Source organism: uncultured Cocleimonas sp., from assembly GCF_947495625.1.
Taxonomy (GTDB): domain Bacteria; phylum Pseudomonadota; class Gammaproteobacteria; order Thiotrichales; family Thiotrichaceae; genus Cocleimonas.
The window spans coordinates 100,939-116,979 of the sequence record NZ_CANLZW010000005.1 but is presented as its reverse complement, the minus strand read 5'-3'; the positions used below and the strand labels follow the sequence as shown (position 1 = coordinate 116,979).

The 16,041-nt window shown below is 38.0% G+C and carries 16 protein-coding genes; 9 read left to right on the top strand and 7 right to left on the bottom strand.

Annotated features, from left to right (window positions below; genetic code table 11):
- Positions 1 to 99: 99 nt before the first annotated feature.
- Positions 100 to 804 carry an SDR family NAD(P)-dependent oxidoreductase gene (locus Q1A31_RS04490; protein WP_299872962.1) on the top strand — a complete coding sequence of 235 codons (705 nt, stop codon included), beginning with the start codon at positions 100 to 102 and terminating at the stop codon, positions 802 to 804.
- Positions 805 to 985: 181 nt separating this feature from the next.
- A complete protein-coding gene (locus tag Q1A31_RS04485) occupies positions 986 to 1,450 on the top strand; it encodes a CYTH domain-containing protein (protein WP_299872959.1) in 465 nt (154 codons plus the stop codon).
- Between the two features lie 152 nt (positions 1,451 to 1,602).
- Here Q1A31_RS04485 and Q1A31_RS04480 read toward each other — a convergent pair whose 3' ends face one another.
- The gene (locus tag Q1A31_RS04480; protein WP_299872956.1) at positions 1,603 to 2,136 is read right to left on the bottom strand and encodes a transposase; all 534 of its coding nucleotides are present in this window, start codon (positions 2,134 to 2,136) and stop codon (positions 1,603 to 1,605) included.
- 292 nt (positions 2,137 to 2,428) lie between these two features.
- On the opposite strand from Q1A31_RS04480, the gene Q1A31_RS04475 reads away from it, so the two are divergent.
- The 3 genes from Q1A31_RS04475 (at position 2,429) to Q1A31_RS04465 (ending at position 4,913) form a co-directional block, all read left to right on the top strand.
- Positions 2,429 to 3,151, top strand: a complete 723-nt coding sequence (locus Q1A31_RS04475) for an adenylate/guanylate cyclase domain-containing protein (protein ID WP_299872953.1) — start codon at positions 2,429 to 2,431, stop codon at positions 3,149 to 3,151.
- A gap of 413 nt (positions 3,152 to 3,564) precedes the next feature.
- Positions 3,565 to 4,131 carry a hypothetical protein gene (locus Q1A31_RS04470; protein WP_299872950.1) on the top strand — a complete coding sequence of 189 codons (567 nt, stop codon included), beginning with the start codon at positions 3,565 to 3,567 and terminating at the stop codon, positions 4,129 to 4,131.
- Positions 4,074 to 4,913 (top strand): hypothetical protein, encoded by an 840-nt coding sequence (locus tag Q1A31_RS04465; protein ID WP_299872948.1) that lies wholly within the window; start codon positions 4,074 to 4,076, stop codon positions 4,911 to 4,913. The genes Q1A31_RS04470 and Q1A31_RS04465 overlap by 58 nt, the downstream gene beginning before the upstream one ends.
- 57 nt (positions 4,914 to 4,970) lie before the next feature.
- Here the strand turns inward: Q1A31_RS04465 and Q1A31_RS04460 are convergent, their stop codons facing one another.
- A complete protein-coding gene (locus Q1A31_RS04460) occupies positions 4,971 to 6,305 on the bottom strand; it encodes an MBL fold metallo-hydrolase (RefSeq protein WP_299872945.1) in 1,335 nt (444 codons plus the stop codon).
- Between the two features lie 304 nt (positions 6,306 to 6,609).
- On the opposite strand from Q1A31_RS04460, the gene Q1A31_RS04455 reads away from it, so the two are divergent.
- Complete coding sequence (locus Q1A31_RS04455; RefSeq protein ID WP_299872943.1) at positions 6,610 to 7,425, top strand: enoyl-CoA hydratase-related protein; 816 nt, start codon at positions 6,610 to 6,612, stop codon at positions 7,423 to 7,425.
- Here Q1A31_RS04455 and Q1A31_RS04450 read toward each other — a convergent pair.
- The 5 genes from Q1A31_RS04450 to Q1A31_RS04430 all read right to left on the bottom strand — a co-directional run bounded on the left by Q1A31_RS04450 (position 7,422) and on the right by Q1A31_RS04430 (position 11,529).
- Positions 7,422 to 7,892, bottom strand: coding sequence for a thioesterase family protein (locus Q1A31_RS04450; protein ID WP_299872941.1), 471 nt, complete (start codon positions 7,890 to 7,892; stop codon positions 7,422 to 7,424). The two genes, Q1A31_RS04455 and Q1A31_RS04450, sit on opposite strands and share 4 nt — an antisense overlap.
- 142 nt (positions 7,893 to 8,034) lie before the next feature.
- On the bottom strand, positions 8,035 to 8,622 hold the full coding sequence (locus tag Q1A31_RS04445; RefSeq protein ID WP_299872938.1) for a cob(I)yrinic acid a,c-diamide adenosyltransferase: 588 nt from the start codon (positions 8,620 to 8,622) through the stop codon (positions 8,035 to 8,037).
- 60 nt (positions 8,623 to 8,682) lie between these two features.
- On the bottom strand, positions 8,683 to 9,525 hold the full coding sequence (locus Q1A31_RS04440) for an ABC transporter substrate-binding protein (protein WP_299872936.1): 843 nt from the start codon (positions 9,523 to 9,525) through the stop codon (positions 8,683 to 8,685).
- A 3-nt stretch (positions 9,526 to 9,528) separates the two neighbouring features.
- Positions 9,529 to 9,732, bottom strand: coding sequence for a DUF1289 domain-containing protein (locus Q1A31_RS04435; RefSeq protein WP_299872934.1), 204 nt, complete (start codon positions 9,730 to 9,732; stop codon positions 9,529 to 9,531).
- 15 nt (positions 9,733 to 9,747) lie between these two features.
- Positions 9,748 to 11,529: an acyl-CoA dehydrogenase gene (locus Q1A31_RS04430; RefSeq protein ID WP_299872931.1), complete on the bottom strand. Its 1,782-nt coding sequence runs from the start codon at positions 11,527 to 11,529 to the stop codon at positions 9,748 to 9,750.
- Between the two features lie 528 nt (positions 11,530 to 12,057).
- Between Q1A31_RS04430 and Q1A31_RS04425 the strand changes: the two genes are divergently transcribed.
- From Q1A31_RS04425 to Q1A31_RS04415, 3 genes are all read left to right on the top strand, one after another.
- Positions 12,058 to 12,822, top strand: coding sequence for a hypothetical protein (locus Q1A31_RS04425; protein ID WP_299872929.1), 765 nt, complete (start codon positions 12,058 to 12,060; stop codon positions 12,820 to 12,822).
- A gap of 95 nt (positions 12,823 to 12,917) precedes the next feature.
- Positions 12,918 to 15,269: a peptidoglycan-binding protein gene (locus Q1A31_RS04420; protein WP_299872926.1), complete on the top strand. Its 2,352-nt coding sequence runs from the start codon at positions 12,918 to 12,920 to the stop codon at positions 15,267 to 15,269.
- Positions 15,270 to 15,283: 14 nt separating this feature from the next.
- Positions 15,284 to 15,997, top strand: a complete 714-nt coding sequence (locus Q1A31_RS04415; protein WP_299872924.1) for a DUF3365 domain-containing protein — start codon at positions 15,284 to 15,286, stop codon at positions 15,995 to 15,997.
- The last annotated feature ends 44 nt before the right edge of the window (positions 15,998 to 16,041 follow it).

Below are 16,041 nucleotides of genomic sequence, written 5' to 3'. Positions count from 1 at the left end.
CGCGACTAAACACTAATCAACCAAACATTAATCATCTAAATATGAATCAAATTGAATTAATAGATTAAATTCAAAGCTAATATAAAAGGTAAATACAAAATGGAAATAAAAGGCAAAAAAGCAGTAGTATTCGGCGGCACATCTGGCATTGGTTTAGCCACGGTACAACAACTATCAGACTTAGGCGCGGAGGTTATTGCTGTTGGTCGTAACCCGGATAAAGTCACAGAACTACCTGCAAACACCAGCGTAATGAAATGTGATGTACTCGACAAAGAAGCCGTTCAAGCATTATTTGCAGAATGCGGTCCTATCGATATTTTAGTCAGTGCAGCCACCGGTGGCGGACGTGCCATTGGCCCATTCGCCGAAATGGATATGGATGGCTATCAAGCATCGTTTGCGAAACTCTGGGGTTATACCAATGTGGTTCGTTATGGTTTAGAACACCTCTCTGTTTCCGGTGCAATCGTATTAGTCAGTGGCACACCTGCGCGTTATTGCAACCCGGGACAAATCGCCATTTCATCGGTTGGTGGTGCGGTTGAAGCGTTTGTGCGTGGCGTTGCAAAAGAAGTCAAACCAAAGCGAATCAATACCGTTTCTCCTGGTTTAATCGACACGCCAATGGTTACACTTGAAGGTGAAGCACGTGAAGCACATTACAATAAACTCACGGCAAAAAATCTAATCCCAAGAGCAGGTAAACCAGAAGAAGTGGCACAAGGAATTATCTTCGCAATACAAAATGATTTTGTCACAGGTACAACGATTGATGTTGATGGTGGCTTGTTACTATCTTAATCCAATTAAGTAGATTCAATCAATATAGGGGGGGATGATTTATCTTAAGTCACCCCCCACCTTTGGTGGCACTTTTAATAACAATAACACTTTGATTTGGGAAAATGAAATATAAAAAGCAGGTATCCGTTTTGTTACATAAGGCAAAGCAAGGCGTTAACCTTAATAGGAAAGGCAGATCATGGCTAAAGAAATAGAAAGAAAGTTTTTGATAGATCTTGGGCTCATCGGTGATCTGCCTGATGGAAAGCTAATATCACAAGGCTTTATAGGTACGAATGATAAAACCGTGGTAAGAACAAGAATCATAGGCGATAAAGCCTTTCTTACTTTAAAGGGAGAGGTTATTGGTTTTACTCGCTCAGAGTTTGAATATCAAATTCCAATAGATGATGCGACGAATATTATTAAAGAGCTATGTAGTGGTGGCGTTGTTGATAAAACCAGATATGAAATTATTCATGAAAAACACACTTGGGAAATCGATATCTTTCACGGCCAGAATGAAGGGTTAGTTGTCGCCGAGGTTGAGGTTCAGTCCGAATCTGAAAGTGTTTCTCTACCAAAATGGATTGTTAAAGAAGTTACAGGGGAATCGAAATATTTTAATGTTTCATTGTTGAATAATCCTTATAGCCAATGGTGAGATTTTTACGAGGCTTTTAGATAAATAGGTCGCTAGATTGATCTTCTGTTTATTAATTTATTGTTAGGTCACCCCCCTACTTTCAATCGTTTTTTTAAAGAAAGGCTATCAATCTAACGATTAAATAAATATATCCCCAACGTCAAATTAACCTACCTTTCACCAAATAATTGCATCGATAAAGATTCCTCAGCACAACCCCAATCAGCCGTTAGCAGACCTTTTTTAACATACGAATGTAAGGTCGAAAACTTCCAATCAACAGCACGTTCAACATACCCATGCTTCACTGGATTATAGTGAATGTAATCAACATGTTTCGCAAAGTCTGTTTCATCGTGAATCAAATGCTCCCAGTATCGTCTTTGCCAAATACCGCGTTCACGTTTTGACTCTCTACTAGAATTAATTTTCTCTGTCTTAGGTATTTGACGGGAAAAACCAGATTTGAATAACATAATACGAGTAGCAAAATCATTATCCCCTTCATGCAAAGTCATCATCAAATGTAAATGATCTGGTAACACAACCATCGCATCAAGTACAAATGGGTGACGATGTTTTACCTTATTTATACTTACACGCAGTTTATCGAATTCATCCACCAGGAACGTATTTTTTCGATCTGCCATGTTGACAGTGAAAAAATAAGTTCCTCCTTTAATATTCGCACGCCTGTATTTCATAGTTTCAGCGTAACACATCAATAAAATCTGTTGCTTATTAATCTGATTGTAGGTTGGGGTGAGGTACGAAGCCCAACAGAATTGATGAGCGTTGATATATGTTGGGCTTCCTAGCGTCAGCCCAACCTACCGTGCTTTAGATAATTGTAGAGGAAAGCAATCAGTCACAAGGCAATGAAACAATAGATCACACCCATAATTCTTTTAAGCAATTTATTTCTATATAATAAAGAAGTTCTGTCATAATAAAACTGACTTATTTACATAATACATTCATACACAAAGGAAGCTTATGGAAGCAAACTATAGTTACTACGATTTCAATAAGAGCATAGAGAGAGTTGATGAAGTTTTAGACGGATCTGATGCTTCATATGAGGATAAAAAGTCAATTCCACTAAGAAGCTCATTAACATTCAATAACGGGTATTATGTTGATTGTTCAGCTATTTTTATTGATATTCGCGGCTCCAAGGATCTAAATGAAAAACATACTAGGCCAGTTTTAGCAAAAATATATAAAACTTATATCTCAGAACTAATCGCGGTACTTAAAAGCCACTTAAAGATTAATGAGTTGTATATTGAAGGTGATGCAGTGTGGGGGATTTGTGACACACCTAAAAAAAAGGACGTCGATGAATTATTTTCTGTCGGAGCTAAAGCTTCATCCTTAATCGATATATTAAATATCAAATACAAGAAGAAAGGTTACTCAGAGTTAACGGTAGGAATCGGAATTTCCTATGGTTCATCATTAATGATTAAATCTGGTTATAAAGGTAGTGGAATCAATGAAGTAGTTTGGCTCGGAAAACTTGTTGGCGAAGCAGCCAAGCTGTGTTCTTATGGAAATAAGACCTACAGTGATTCCGAGATGATGGTCTCAAATGTGTTTTATGACAACCTTAACGACACTTACAAAAAACTACTTTCAAAAAATTACGAGCGTGATTGTTATCACGGGTGTGTAATTAATTTGAGTATGAATGAATGGGTCGAAAACAATGGATAAAAAAGTGAGTTTATTATTTCTGCAATACATGATGCCCAATCAACAATCAGATCTGTTGATGTAAAAGTAGCAACATTACTTACCGGATCATTCATTCCTATCTCTACAATTGGAAAAATATGGAATCATTTAACGCGTTAACCCGCATAAGTAGATGAAATAAACTTGCGCCATCTGACGCATGATTATTTCATCTACTTTTTGATAGTCAATCTCTCGAAACCCAGATGAGCTATCGCTTATCTAGGCTACGTCTGCGATACATAGCGTTAAAATGACACCCCCCTACTTTTAGGCACTTTTTCTTAATTATTTAAATCTATAAAAAGCATAAGATTAATTGTATGCTATACAAATAGAACTATTTATAAGAACTATAGTTCACTTTATAAAACTAGACGGAGAGATTAAATTTGGATTTTAATCAAAAAATCGAGTTCCTTTACAAATCAATTGAGGATACACAGTCGATAATTAGGGCAGTAGATATAAAAGCGAGCTTTATGTTTGTTGTAGTTTTTCTACCTATTACTGCATTGAAAAATATAGTAGCAGTAGGAAATAGCCTAGTAACTGTTTCTCATAACTATTGGTGGATTATTACTCCGACGATAGTACTCTGGCTTTTATCCATATATTTATTGTTTAAAACAGTAGTATCTATATCAAACCCCGCCGAACAAATTGAAGGGGGAAAACCTAATGGGGTTTTTTATGGTGCGTCTATTTTTCCTCTCTCTACAATAGATTATTTTTTTAATTTTCCAATAAAATCAAAAAATAATATAAATGATTATGTAAATATAATACCAGCAGATGAAGAAGAATTAGTTCAAGAGCTTACATTTGAAAAGATGAAACTTAACTATATAAGAGATATAAAAATACACCGCTCTAGCTTGTTATTTAAGGCTACTTATTTTTGGCTATTGTTTGGTGGTATTTGCTGGTTACTAGATCTTTTGCTAAAGGTTATTTAGGTATGCTCACTCAAAACCAAGAACAAGAAATAAGAATCATTGTTAATCAATCACTTGATAAAGCTGAAGAACACTGGAAAAAGGGTGGCCATCAATTAGCTGTAGCTCTTGAACATGCAACATTTAGTGAATCAGTATTAGATAAATCAGAATCAGAACCATCAAAAATACCAGGACACCCTAAAGTTCAAGATAATTATACCGTAATAGATGAATTTATAGCTTTGGTTGCTGATATGAGAGATTCGAGTAAACATTTAATAAATGCTATTAGTAAAAAAACCTCAAAAGTAACAGGCTTGGAAAGGGTTTATTATGAAACCTCAGCTTTACTTCCGGCAATAGCTCAAACAATTAAATACAAAGATGGTAATGTAACTGAGTATCTCGGAGATGGTGTTTTGGCACTTTTCAAAGTAGATTCTGACAAAAAAAGTGATGCTATTTACTCTTCCTATAACGCTGCAAGAAACATAATTGGTGATACTCGCGAAATAGTTAATCAAGAGCTCTCTGAAAGATATTCTTTGCCCCCAATAAATTTGGGAGTAGGCTTATCTTTGAGTAAAACCCTAGTCTCTTTGGTTGGTTTGGAAGGTGAAAAGCACCCTAAAGCTTTTGGCGAATGTGTATTTCGGGCAACAAAATTATCTACAGGAAAAAATATTATTATTACAGATAAATATTTAAAAAAAATGTGGCCCAGTTCTGATGGAGGTACAATAAAATTTAAGGAAAAAAGAGTGAAAAAAGTTAAAGGTTTTCTAATTGAAGATAAATAAAATAAAACAAAACAGTTAACTCAATTATGAAGCACCCTTCTTGGCTTTTGTTAAGCCTCAGAAGGCAATCCCAATCTTCCTCAAATGCTGCCTGACATTCTGATGCGCTAATGGCAGCAATCTCTCATCCAAACCACCATACAATTTATCAACAATCCCATCTTCGTCTAAACCACCATTCACCAAATTGATAATTTGCTGTTCGCGTTCTATCCGATGTTGCAAGGTTTGCTCTAGCAAATGAATCCCTCCCATGGGAATTCCGTGTGAGGGAATGATCACTTTGGGATTTAAATCTATCACGCGTTGCAAGGTGTCGAAATACACCTGCATATCCCCTTCTGGTTCAGGGATTACGACTGTGGTGAATGGCTCGACTAGATCACTGACATAAAACCACGACATATCTTCGGTGGCTAAACCGACCATGCCGTCATCGTGTCCGGGTAGTTCCTGGCAAATCACGTCTTTGCCTAACCATGTTGTTATTTTGTCATTTTGTGAAATCGTTTTGATTTCGATGCCGTCTAAATAGTCTGCGCCATTTCTGTTTAATAAGCGTTGATGGGTGATCTTCGTACACAAAATGGGAAGCTTTAGATGACGCGCGAGTTGCGGCGCTCTTTCGTGATGATCGGGGTGATGATGCGTCAGCAGAATCGCTTCTACGTTAAGACCTTGCATAGTATTAATTAGCTTGGTCAAAACCTCATCCGATTCAGGAGAGGGATCAGTAATCACCTTTAAACTGCCTTCTTCACCTAATAATAAACTATTTGTGGTATGCGCCGGAGGCAAGGTATTTGATGGGACCGGTATATAGCCCACGCCTTTTAATAATTCGACATAGGGTAACTCTTGTTCTACATCGTATTCCAGGTTTAGCTTTGGTATTTCCTGAGTGGTGATATCTTCACACAGGTGTTCGATGGTTCTTACTGTGGGCACCACCATCAGGCTTTCACCCGAGTGGTATTTTTCATTCAGTTCGGAATGCGGCAGCCAACCTGCCCAGGCGATTTCGCCGTCATCAGCCGCTAACTCGGGTTTTTCTGTTAACACGACTTTGTAGTAGTGCGCGTTGAAACGAAACTTTTCGAAAGGTGGCGTGACTGCGGTGCCCAGTTTTGAGACTTCAGTGACGTTGTTCTGACTCATCGCTGTTTCGATGGAGTAACCCAGCTCCTCATCTATTTCGCGGAATAATGCGCCCATTTCGTGTGCAGGATATTCCTCAATCAAAGGATGTTGGAAATCGAATTCGTAATCTTCCGGATCGACCTTGCCACCAGGAAAGGCTATGTATCCGGGGAATGCTTTGAGGTAATTTTGACGTCTGATACTGTAAATATCATTCTCGTGGACAAATATCGCTACAACGGCTTCTAGCATATCACCCCCCTACTTAGCATGAGATTATCATTTCGTTTCTCAGAAATGGACAACTCAGCCGAGGCAAAGCCGAGACAACGTTGGAATGCAATGACGACGACCCGAAGGGTGAGGCGCAGCCGAATATCTATGTCAAAGCTTAGACATAGATCGCTTGCTGAAGCGACAGTATGACTTAGCGTGTATACAGTAGGTTTTTTAGTGCCGTTAAAACGCCGTTCCAACTCTTTTATTACGTTAATTATGATAAAATTCAAAATCAAATATTCCTCTTTATTACTCAAGCAAAGCCAAGGTTTTACGTATGTCCGCACTCGCCAAAACAATCGATTCTACTCTCACTTTAAAAGACCGTATTGCCACGCTCACCTTTGAACGTGACGATGTCCGTAATGCGCTAACGGGCACCACGCTGGTAGATGACATTGTGAATACCGTTGCCTGGGCGAATGCGAATAGTGATGTGTCTGTGCTCATTATTACGGGTTCTGGTAAATCCTTTAGTGCCGGTGGAAACATCAAAGAGATGCAGGATAAAACTGGCATGTTTGGTGGTTCTGTTGATGATATCCAAAAGCAATACCGACAAAATATTCAACGCATTCCGCTGGCTATTCATAAAGCTGAAATTCCTATTATTGCTGCGGTTAATGGGGCTGCCATTGGCGCAGGGATGGATCTTAGCTGTATGTGCGATTTCCGTATTGGTTCTACGAATGCGCTATTTGGTGAAACCTTTATCAACCTGGGTATTATTCCCGGCGATGGTGGTGCCTGGTTTTTACAGCGACTCATCGGTTATCAAAAAGCCGCTGAATTAACCTTTACCGGTCGTCTGGTTGAGGCACAAGAAGCTAAAGAGCTTGGCTTATTACTCGACGTTGTTGATGCCGATAATCTGTTAGATAGAGCATTGGAACTGGCTAGCTCTATTGCCTCTAAACCTCCTTTAACGATTCGACATACCAAGCGTTTACTGAAACACGCGCAACAACAAGAGTTACCCGAGTTTCTGGAAAACTGCGCTAACGTTCAGGCAATGTGCCATCACACTAATGACCACCATGAAGCAGTTGATGCTTTTCTGGCGAAACGAAAGCCTAAATTTAGCGGGACTTAAGCGGGTGGAATACGTTCGTAATCGTTAATCATTTTACGTTTATCATCGGGAATGCTTTTATTCTTATCAGCTTTATAGTCAAACCAGACCAGTGTTGCTCTTGAGGTACTAATCAAGTCTTCACTGTCTTTGATAAATACCGCTGCCTCAAAATCAAGGCTACTATTGCCCATACGGCTAATTCTTGAGCCAATTTCTATTTCTGTTGGATAATGAAGTTGTTTTAGATAGGCTATTTTCATGTCTGCGAGTATCACCCCAGACGTTAATTCACGGGTGAAGTGCATACCCATCAATTTTTCAAAATAGTCTAAACGAGACGATTCGTAATAGCGTCCGTATAAGGTGTTGTTGATGTGCCCTAAAGCATCTGCATCACCCCAGCGAACTTGTACATTCATGAAATGAACAAAGTCTGCGCGTTCCATCTGCCGGTAATCTTGCAGATATTTGCTTTCTACTCCCATAATAAAAAAGTCCCTTTTTTTATCTATTATTCTTATCTAGTGCTTTTAAATAGCACTTTTGTTTGTTTATTGACCCAGTTTTTTTACTCAATTTTTTACTCAGCGATTCACTCAATGTTTAACTCAAACATAACGAAAAATACTAAGTAGTACGATGGCTTGCCCACATGATTTCATCGGTATTGCTGCGACTGTTTAGCACTCGACCCATGGTGAATAATAAGTCTGAAAGTCGATTGATATAACGAATAGCACCAATGATCTGGAATTCGCTGGCATTTTCAAAATCGACATCATTCTTTGCATAAAAGTGCATTAAGGTAACCAGACCGCGCTCAACTCTGCGACAAACTGCACGTGCTTTTAAGGCTAGAGCTGCTTCTTTATTTCCACCAGGCAGAATAAACTCTTTAAGTGGTTGTAATTCACCATTGTATTTATCGATAGAGGCTTCCAGATCATCAACACGGGATACCGTAAAACCATCAAATTCAGGATAGGCAAACATTCCACCGATATTGAATAAATCGTGTTGGATGCCCTGTAGTTCAGCGTTGATTTCAGAATCAAAAGAGAAAGCGACAATTACGCCAATTTCAGAATTGAGTTCGTCGACTTCACCAATCGCCTGTATCAGTAAATCATCTTTATCGAGGCGTATATTTCCGGCGATGCCTGTTGTTCCTTTATCACCCGTTCGGGTATAGACTTTCGAAATTCTGTTTCCCATAACTCTTTATTTTCCTGTATCTTTTTAGTTAATCTGCGCAAATATCTGACTTACTATTAATTAGCTCCTGGCTGGCTCTTTGTCAATAATGAGCTTGTTCTTTAGAGAGCGCAAGTAATCTCCAGTTCCCAGTAAACGACTTCCATACCAGGAAAAATACATCGCATCGACTAAAATAACGTTTGAATCGGGCAATATTGCTTGTAGTTCTTTCACGTGTGATTCTTTAAAGGGGTAAGGCTCGGTTGACAGCATTACCACATCTGGTTTTTGTTGTTGCAGTATTTCTATTTCCGTTTCGGGATAACGATCTTGATTGGCGAATATATTTCGCAGCCCACAAAGTTTCATCATTTCATCGATAAAGGTATCACTCCCTGCAACCATATAGGGCTTTTGCCAGATAAAGTAGGCAGCTGTTTTATCGAGTTTTTTACCTAAATTGCTAATGTCTTTCTGTATTGTTTCAGCCATTTCACTGGCTTCAGTTTCTGTACCAACTAGCACCCCGATTTGCCGAATCATTTCCAAGGCATCATCCAGCGTGACGATATCGCTCATCCAAACGGGATAATCCTGTTTTAGCTGATTGATACCTTCTTCGTAGTTTTCTTCTTTATTACCGATGATTAAATGGGGTTTAAGTTCGGCAATGACATCAAAGTTAAACTTTTTAGTACCCCCCACCTTTCGCACACTTTTTACTTTATCTTCGGGATCGGTGCAGAATTTAGTGATTCCAACAACTTCCTCATCAAGACCTAAATCAAATAGTAATTCGGTTTGTGAAGGCACTAAAGAAACAATACGAATCGGCTTGACAGCCAACGTACAAGTCTCTCCCATCTGGTCTATCACCGAAATGGGAAAGTTTTGCTGTTGATTTTCAGTCGAATTTTCCACTGTTTATTCAGCGGCTTCTCTACGTTTATTGGCTAGCTCGATAACTTCTAGTTTTTCAGCATTATCCAGCATGCCCCAACCCGCAATTTCCTCAATAGCGCGATAGCAGCCTAAACAGATGCTATCGTCATCTAAATCACAAATATCGATACAGGGAGACGCCACCGTCGCTTGAAACGGCTTCGCTTGTTGATTCGACTGGCTCATCTATTAGCTCATCACTCAGAAGTTTTCGATGGATAAATCCATAATCGCACCAGCACCTGATTGCACAGTTGTCGCATAAGCCTGACTGCGTGGCATGATGTGTTCTGCATAGAAACGTGCCGTCAGAATTTTCGTTTTGAAGAATTCGTCGGTCGAGCCCGCATCGATTTCACGTTGCGCCGCCAATGCACTCTTTGCCATCAACCATCCACCTAATGTGGTACCCATCTGCATTAAGAAATTAACCGAAGCTGCACCTGCGGTATGCGGTGTCTCCATGCCTTTTTCTAATACCCATTGCGTAGATTCTGTGAGTGATTTCAATGCCGCAGAAAACTGGGTAGACATGATTGCAAACTCATCACCCGATTGCTCTTTAAGCGTCGCTTCAAACTCATTTAGTTCTGCTATCAATTCTGAAATTGCAGCACCTTTGTCTCTAAGCACTTTACGACCGATTAAGTCACCGGCTTGAATACCTGTTGTGCCTTCATAAATAGTAATGATTCGAGCATCACGCATGAATTGCGCTGCACCTGTTTCTTCAATGAAACCCATTCCACCATGAACTTGAACACCTAAGGTTGTCACTTCCTGAGCACATTCGGTACACCAGGCTTTGACTATCGGTGTCAATAAATCCATGCGCTGGCGTTGCGAATTTCTGACGTTCTCATCCGCAGCGTGAAAAGCATGATCGTGTGCAGCTGAGGCCACATAAGCTAAGCCACGCCCTGCTTCTGTTAGTGATTTCATTTGTAATAGCATGCGACGCACATCTGCGTGATGAATGATCGATACGCGACCTTCTGAACCTGGGCTATAACCTTGCGTTCTGTCTTTTGCATACGCTAGTGCATGTTGATAAGCACGCTCGGAAAGACCGACGCCTTCCATACCCACTTCCAGGCGCGCATGATTCATCATCGTGAACATACATGCCAAACCTTTATTTTCTTCGCCAACCAGGTAGCCTACTGCTCCAGCTTCATCACCAAAACTCATGACGCACGTTGGGCTGGCATGAATACCTAGCTTGTGCTCTAAAGAAACGGCTTTGGCATCATTGCGTTCACCAATGCTTCCATCTTCATTGACCAGGTATTTCGGTACGATAAATAACGAAATTCCTTTAACGCCCTCTGGCGCATCAGGCAAACGAGCCAATACCAAATGTATAATATTATCGGTCATCTCATGGTCACCCCATGTGATGAATATTTTAGAGCCTTTAATTAAATAGTGGTCCCCTTCTTTGGTCGCTTGCGTGCGAACTGCCGAAAGATCAGAACCTGCCTGAGGCTCAGTCAGATTCATTGTGCCAGTCCATTCACCACTTACCATTTTTGGTAAATAGGTATTCTTGATTTCATCAGAACCGTGAGCGTTGATGGATTCTATGGCGCCCGCTGTTAACATCGGACACAGAGCGAAAGCCATATTCGCTGAATTCCACATTTCTGATGCCGCAGACTGTAATAGGAAAGGTAAACCCTGACCATCAAACTCAGTTGGCTGATGTAGCCCAGGCCAACCGTTTTCTACAAACTGTTGATAGGCTTCAAGAAAACCATCGGGGTTAACTACTTTGCCATCCACCAAACGAGAGCCTTGTTCATCACCAATTTTATTTAAGGGTTCAATAACCGACGACGCCAGTTTTCCCGCCTCTTTCAAAATTGCTTCCACCATATCTGGCGTAGCATCTTCAAACCCAGGGTGCTGAGTAAGTGAGTTGACATCTGCAAGTTCAGTTAATGCGAACTGCATCTCTTTTAGTGGTGCTTCATAGGACATCTAGTTAATTACTCCTTTGGCAATCTCAGATTATTTATTGATGTTTTATTTTAGTATAGTTTGAAACAGAGCTTAGCAATTATTAAAAAATAATCCAGATATATTTACGTTTACGTAAACGTAAATATATCTATGGGTATGAATAAGAGATAGTAAAGAAATATAGTTCTTTACTCTTATTTAACTAAGGGTCCAAATTAAAGAAACAAATCCATTATTTATTGTGCATATGAAAAATAAAACAAACATTGGTTTTTGAATGGGTTGGAAATTACCTATATTTTTTGTCATTTAAATATTTGCGCTTACCTTTTTAGTAATATGCATTCGATTCAAATGCATATTTGACCGCACCCAATTTTAAACATATAGATTATTAAATTAATCCTTTATTTGTGTTCTATACTTAATGCTAATCTAAACATCATGTTAATCTAAATATGCATTTGCATGATTATTCCAGATAACAATTTGTTGAAACATACTTTTACCCTGTTGAAATAATGTTTTAAATCTAAGGAGCGTTAAATGAAACTAAGTATAAATAAATGCCTTTCCTATAATCTGTTTAAAATCAGCTCAATTCTTTTATTTAGTTCACTATTCGCCACTGGATGTAGCAGTGTTATCACTAAAAAAAGCCCTCCTATTTCACATGTACATGTTGGCCACACATTAACCAGTTGGATTGCCACACCTGGTAAGAAAGGACTTTTAACTACTGCAGAACAGGAGTCCCAAATTGTAGTAAATAATGCATCAAAAGCTAAAATAAGTACCAGCTTGGCTCAAAAAAAGAAATATATGTCAAATGCACTTCATGCCGTAGACCCAAAAATCCAATCCACAGGCTCAGGAAAAGGATACGGTTTGGTACGTGCGGTGACAGAATCTATAGCACATCTCCAATATGCAGCCACTTCCGACGATGCTAGCGTGAACTTAAGAAAAACTGTTCCTACAATAGTTAACAAAGCTAGACAAATAGCGAGCTCATCAAATCAACTAAAAGTCTTTGGTCAAGCAGCTGTAAATGCATCATCCATAAATGAATTCACTGCGTTAAATAATGAGTTTCTAAAAACAGCTAAACAAATCAATGGTGATGGATCATCTAGCACATATAACTTAAAGCAATTTAAGAAAGAGATCCTTGCAATGGTCAGTAAAGAGAAACCAGCCTATACCACAGTTGATTCTTACTATTTATTGAATTTAATCCGACTTCCGAATGGGAAGTGGGCCTTCTCATCAAAACCAAAAGATGATGACTCAACTGATGGCGGGTATTAAGCTTGGTTTTTGCAGAAAAGACCAAAACAGTACTCAAATGATAATTCTTTTCAGGGTTAAAATATCAAAGATCAAGAAAAATTAGAAAAACTGACATGATTAGATCAACTTTAAAGTTAACGCTTTCAACTTCACTTATCTTTTTTCTGAGTTTTGAACCCTGCTTTTCTGAAACTACACAAGAACAAAGATATATAAAGCAAAATCAGGAAGCTGCAAAGTCGAGTACGAATCAGGCGATGTTTGTCGTACATCGAATTAAATGCTTAAATTCCATTGGTCAAGCTGCGTTGAATGCTTGTAACAAAGCAATGTCTATCAACTCTGGGGTTCCTGAGGTAAGAAACCGGAAAATATTTCTCTCAAACAAACTTAATCCCAGACCAAAAAAAATACGCAAAGTAATACCCCCCCCTATTAGGCAAGAAAAACCACAGATAAGAAATAAACCTACACCAAAACCAAGCACTACTAAGTTATATAGAAAACCACCCAAAGCTGTTAAAAACATAACTAGAACTAGTCCTACTCCAAAGCGAGAAAAGTCCTCCCCAAAAAAGGACAATAAAGTTGTCATACAAATACAAAAAATCCTTAATCAATTAGGATTTAACATAGGTAAGGCTGATGGAATTGCTGGAAAAAAAACCAAGCAAGCCATTAAGGACTTTCAAAGTATAACTAAAAGCGAGAGTAGACCTAACTTAGACGATAAGTTATTGATCGAACTTCAAAAAGCACAAAAGCTACATGCGGTAGCCGATCAAAAATACAACTTAGCTAATCAACAACTTGCCGAGGGAAACCTAGAAAAGTCAGCACTAATCATTGAAACACAGCTAAAAACTGCACCTTGGCATATTAACTTAAAATCTTTAAATAAAGAGCTCCAACAACAAGTTGTATTACAAGAAAAAAGTAGAGATAGTAAAAATACTAATGAAAAGTTAACTTCAGCAGCGCCATCTTCAAATACAAATATTGATCCTATAAAAGATGAAACACCAAAAATCTCTTCAGTTAACGATAAAGAATCACAGCTAGCCAATATTATTTCTGAAGCACAAGAGATGTTACAAAATGGTAAGTTAAATTACTCTATGGCATTAGTAGAGAAAGGTTTAGCTTTAAACCCAAACCAACTTAATTTATTAGACCTGAAGGACAAAGTTTTATTAAAACAAAATGAAATACAAACCAAAAAAGTGAAAGATGAAACACTCTCTATCTTATATTCTCGCGCATTCAGTAGTTTTAACAAGAGTGAAATAGATAGTGCTACTGCTTTTATAGATAAAGGATTATCCCTAGACCCAAGTCACATTAAACTTTTAGAGTTGAAGTCTAAAATCTTAGAAAAACGAAATGCAGCACGAGTCCAAAATGATAAAGACGAAAGAATCTCCAATTTATACGCTCGCTCATTAGATACATTGCAAAATAATGATCTTAATCGTGCCATGTCACTGGCCAATGAAGGATTATCTATAGATTCCAACAATCAAAAATTATTCGATTTAAAAGCCAAAATAGAAGCTAAACAAATAGAAGTACAAGTTCAAAAGGAAAATGATGAAACACTAGCTATTCTATACGATCGTTCTTTAGATAGTTTTCGTAATAATGAGATTGATAGTGCCATTGCACTAGTAAACGAGGGACTATCCCTGAATAACAATAACCCCAAATTATTAGAGCTAAAAAGGGATATAATGTTAAAAAAGGACGAACTGACTGCATCAGAAAAAAAGAATCAGAAAATAGCCATGATGCTTAGACTAATAGAAGAAAAACAGAAAAATTTAGATGTAATGGAAAACAAAAGTCTAAATGAACAACAAACTTTATTATTCAAAGCACAACAGACCTTAGAGAGTTATCACTCAAACAATATCACAAGTGAATTTTTATCCAATTCTTCGAAATCTGTAAAGAAAAAGGCAGTTGAGTCTACCCTAAATGCTACAAAAGTTTCGGCACCAATTGATTATAAGGTTGACTTAGAAAACCTTCCTCTGAGTATTGGTAAGAACTGGATTTTAGATCGAGGTAATAAGACTAATACGAAGTGTTCATTATCATATAGAAAAATACGAATGGCTGATGGTCAAGGTGGTACATTAGTTAATCTAAGTATTACAAATGACAGGATTACTTTTAAAACCGAGTCCAATATAGACACTACTTACAAACAGACTGGTATTAAGATAGGTGATAAGCCTCAGATTCCAATTGAGTCATTGCTTAATGAATTGAGCATTGCATATAAACAACAATATCAAAGCCTGATTAAAGACATGTTATCTGCTAAGAAGATGACTTTAACTCTAGGTTTTTGGCCTACCTGGCCAGTAACTCAAGCTTATTCAGTTAATTTTGAACTTGAAAACTTTCCATCAGCACAACAAGCTCTGATATCATGTATTGAACTAGAAAATAAGCTCTAAAAACGGGAATAAAAATGGGATTACGATTAAAATTAAACCTTGTTTTAATATTGCTTACACTATTTTGCTTATTGGGAATAGGTTTATACGCTAATAAAGTACTACAAGACAATGCACGTGAGGAAGCATTAGATAAGGCTCGCATTATGATGGAAAGTGCAAAAGCTGTTCGTCAGTATACGGTTAATGAGATTAGACCTTTATTAGTAGCACAGCAAAAACGAAGATTTTTACCCCAAACAGTACCATCCTATGCAGCACATAGTTATGTAAAAGAATTACAAAGCAATTTCCCGGAGTTTAATTATAAAGAAGCGACTTTAAACCCAACTAACCCAGTTGATAGAGCAACCGAATGGGAGTCCGATATTATTAATCATTTTCGTAATACTAAAAATATTATAGAAGCGATAGGTGAAAGAGAAACAGCAACGGGGCGATATCTTTATTTAGGCCATCCAATCAAAATTACGAATAGTGCGTGCTTATCCTGTCATTCTAAACCGTCAAATGCACCTAAAACGCTCATTGATACCTATGGTGATAGCAATGGTTTTGGCTGGAAGAAAAATGAAATAGTTGGTGCGCAATTAGTATCAGTACCTATGGCTGCTACATTAACAAGAGCTCAAGATACATTTTATTTGTTAATGGCTGCATTAATTAGTCTGTTTGTAGTGCTAATAGCTTTATTAAATCTCTTTTTAACATTTATAATAAAGCAATAAATACCACTCCTACTTAGTCAGTATAGGTTTTATAGATATTACTG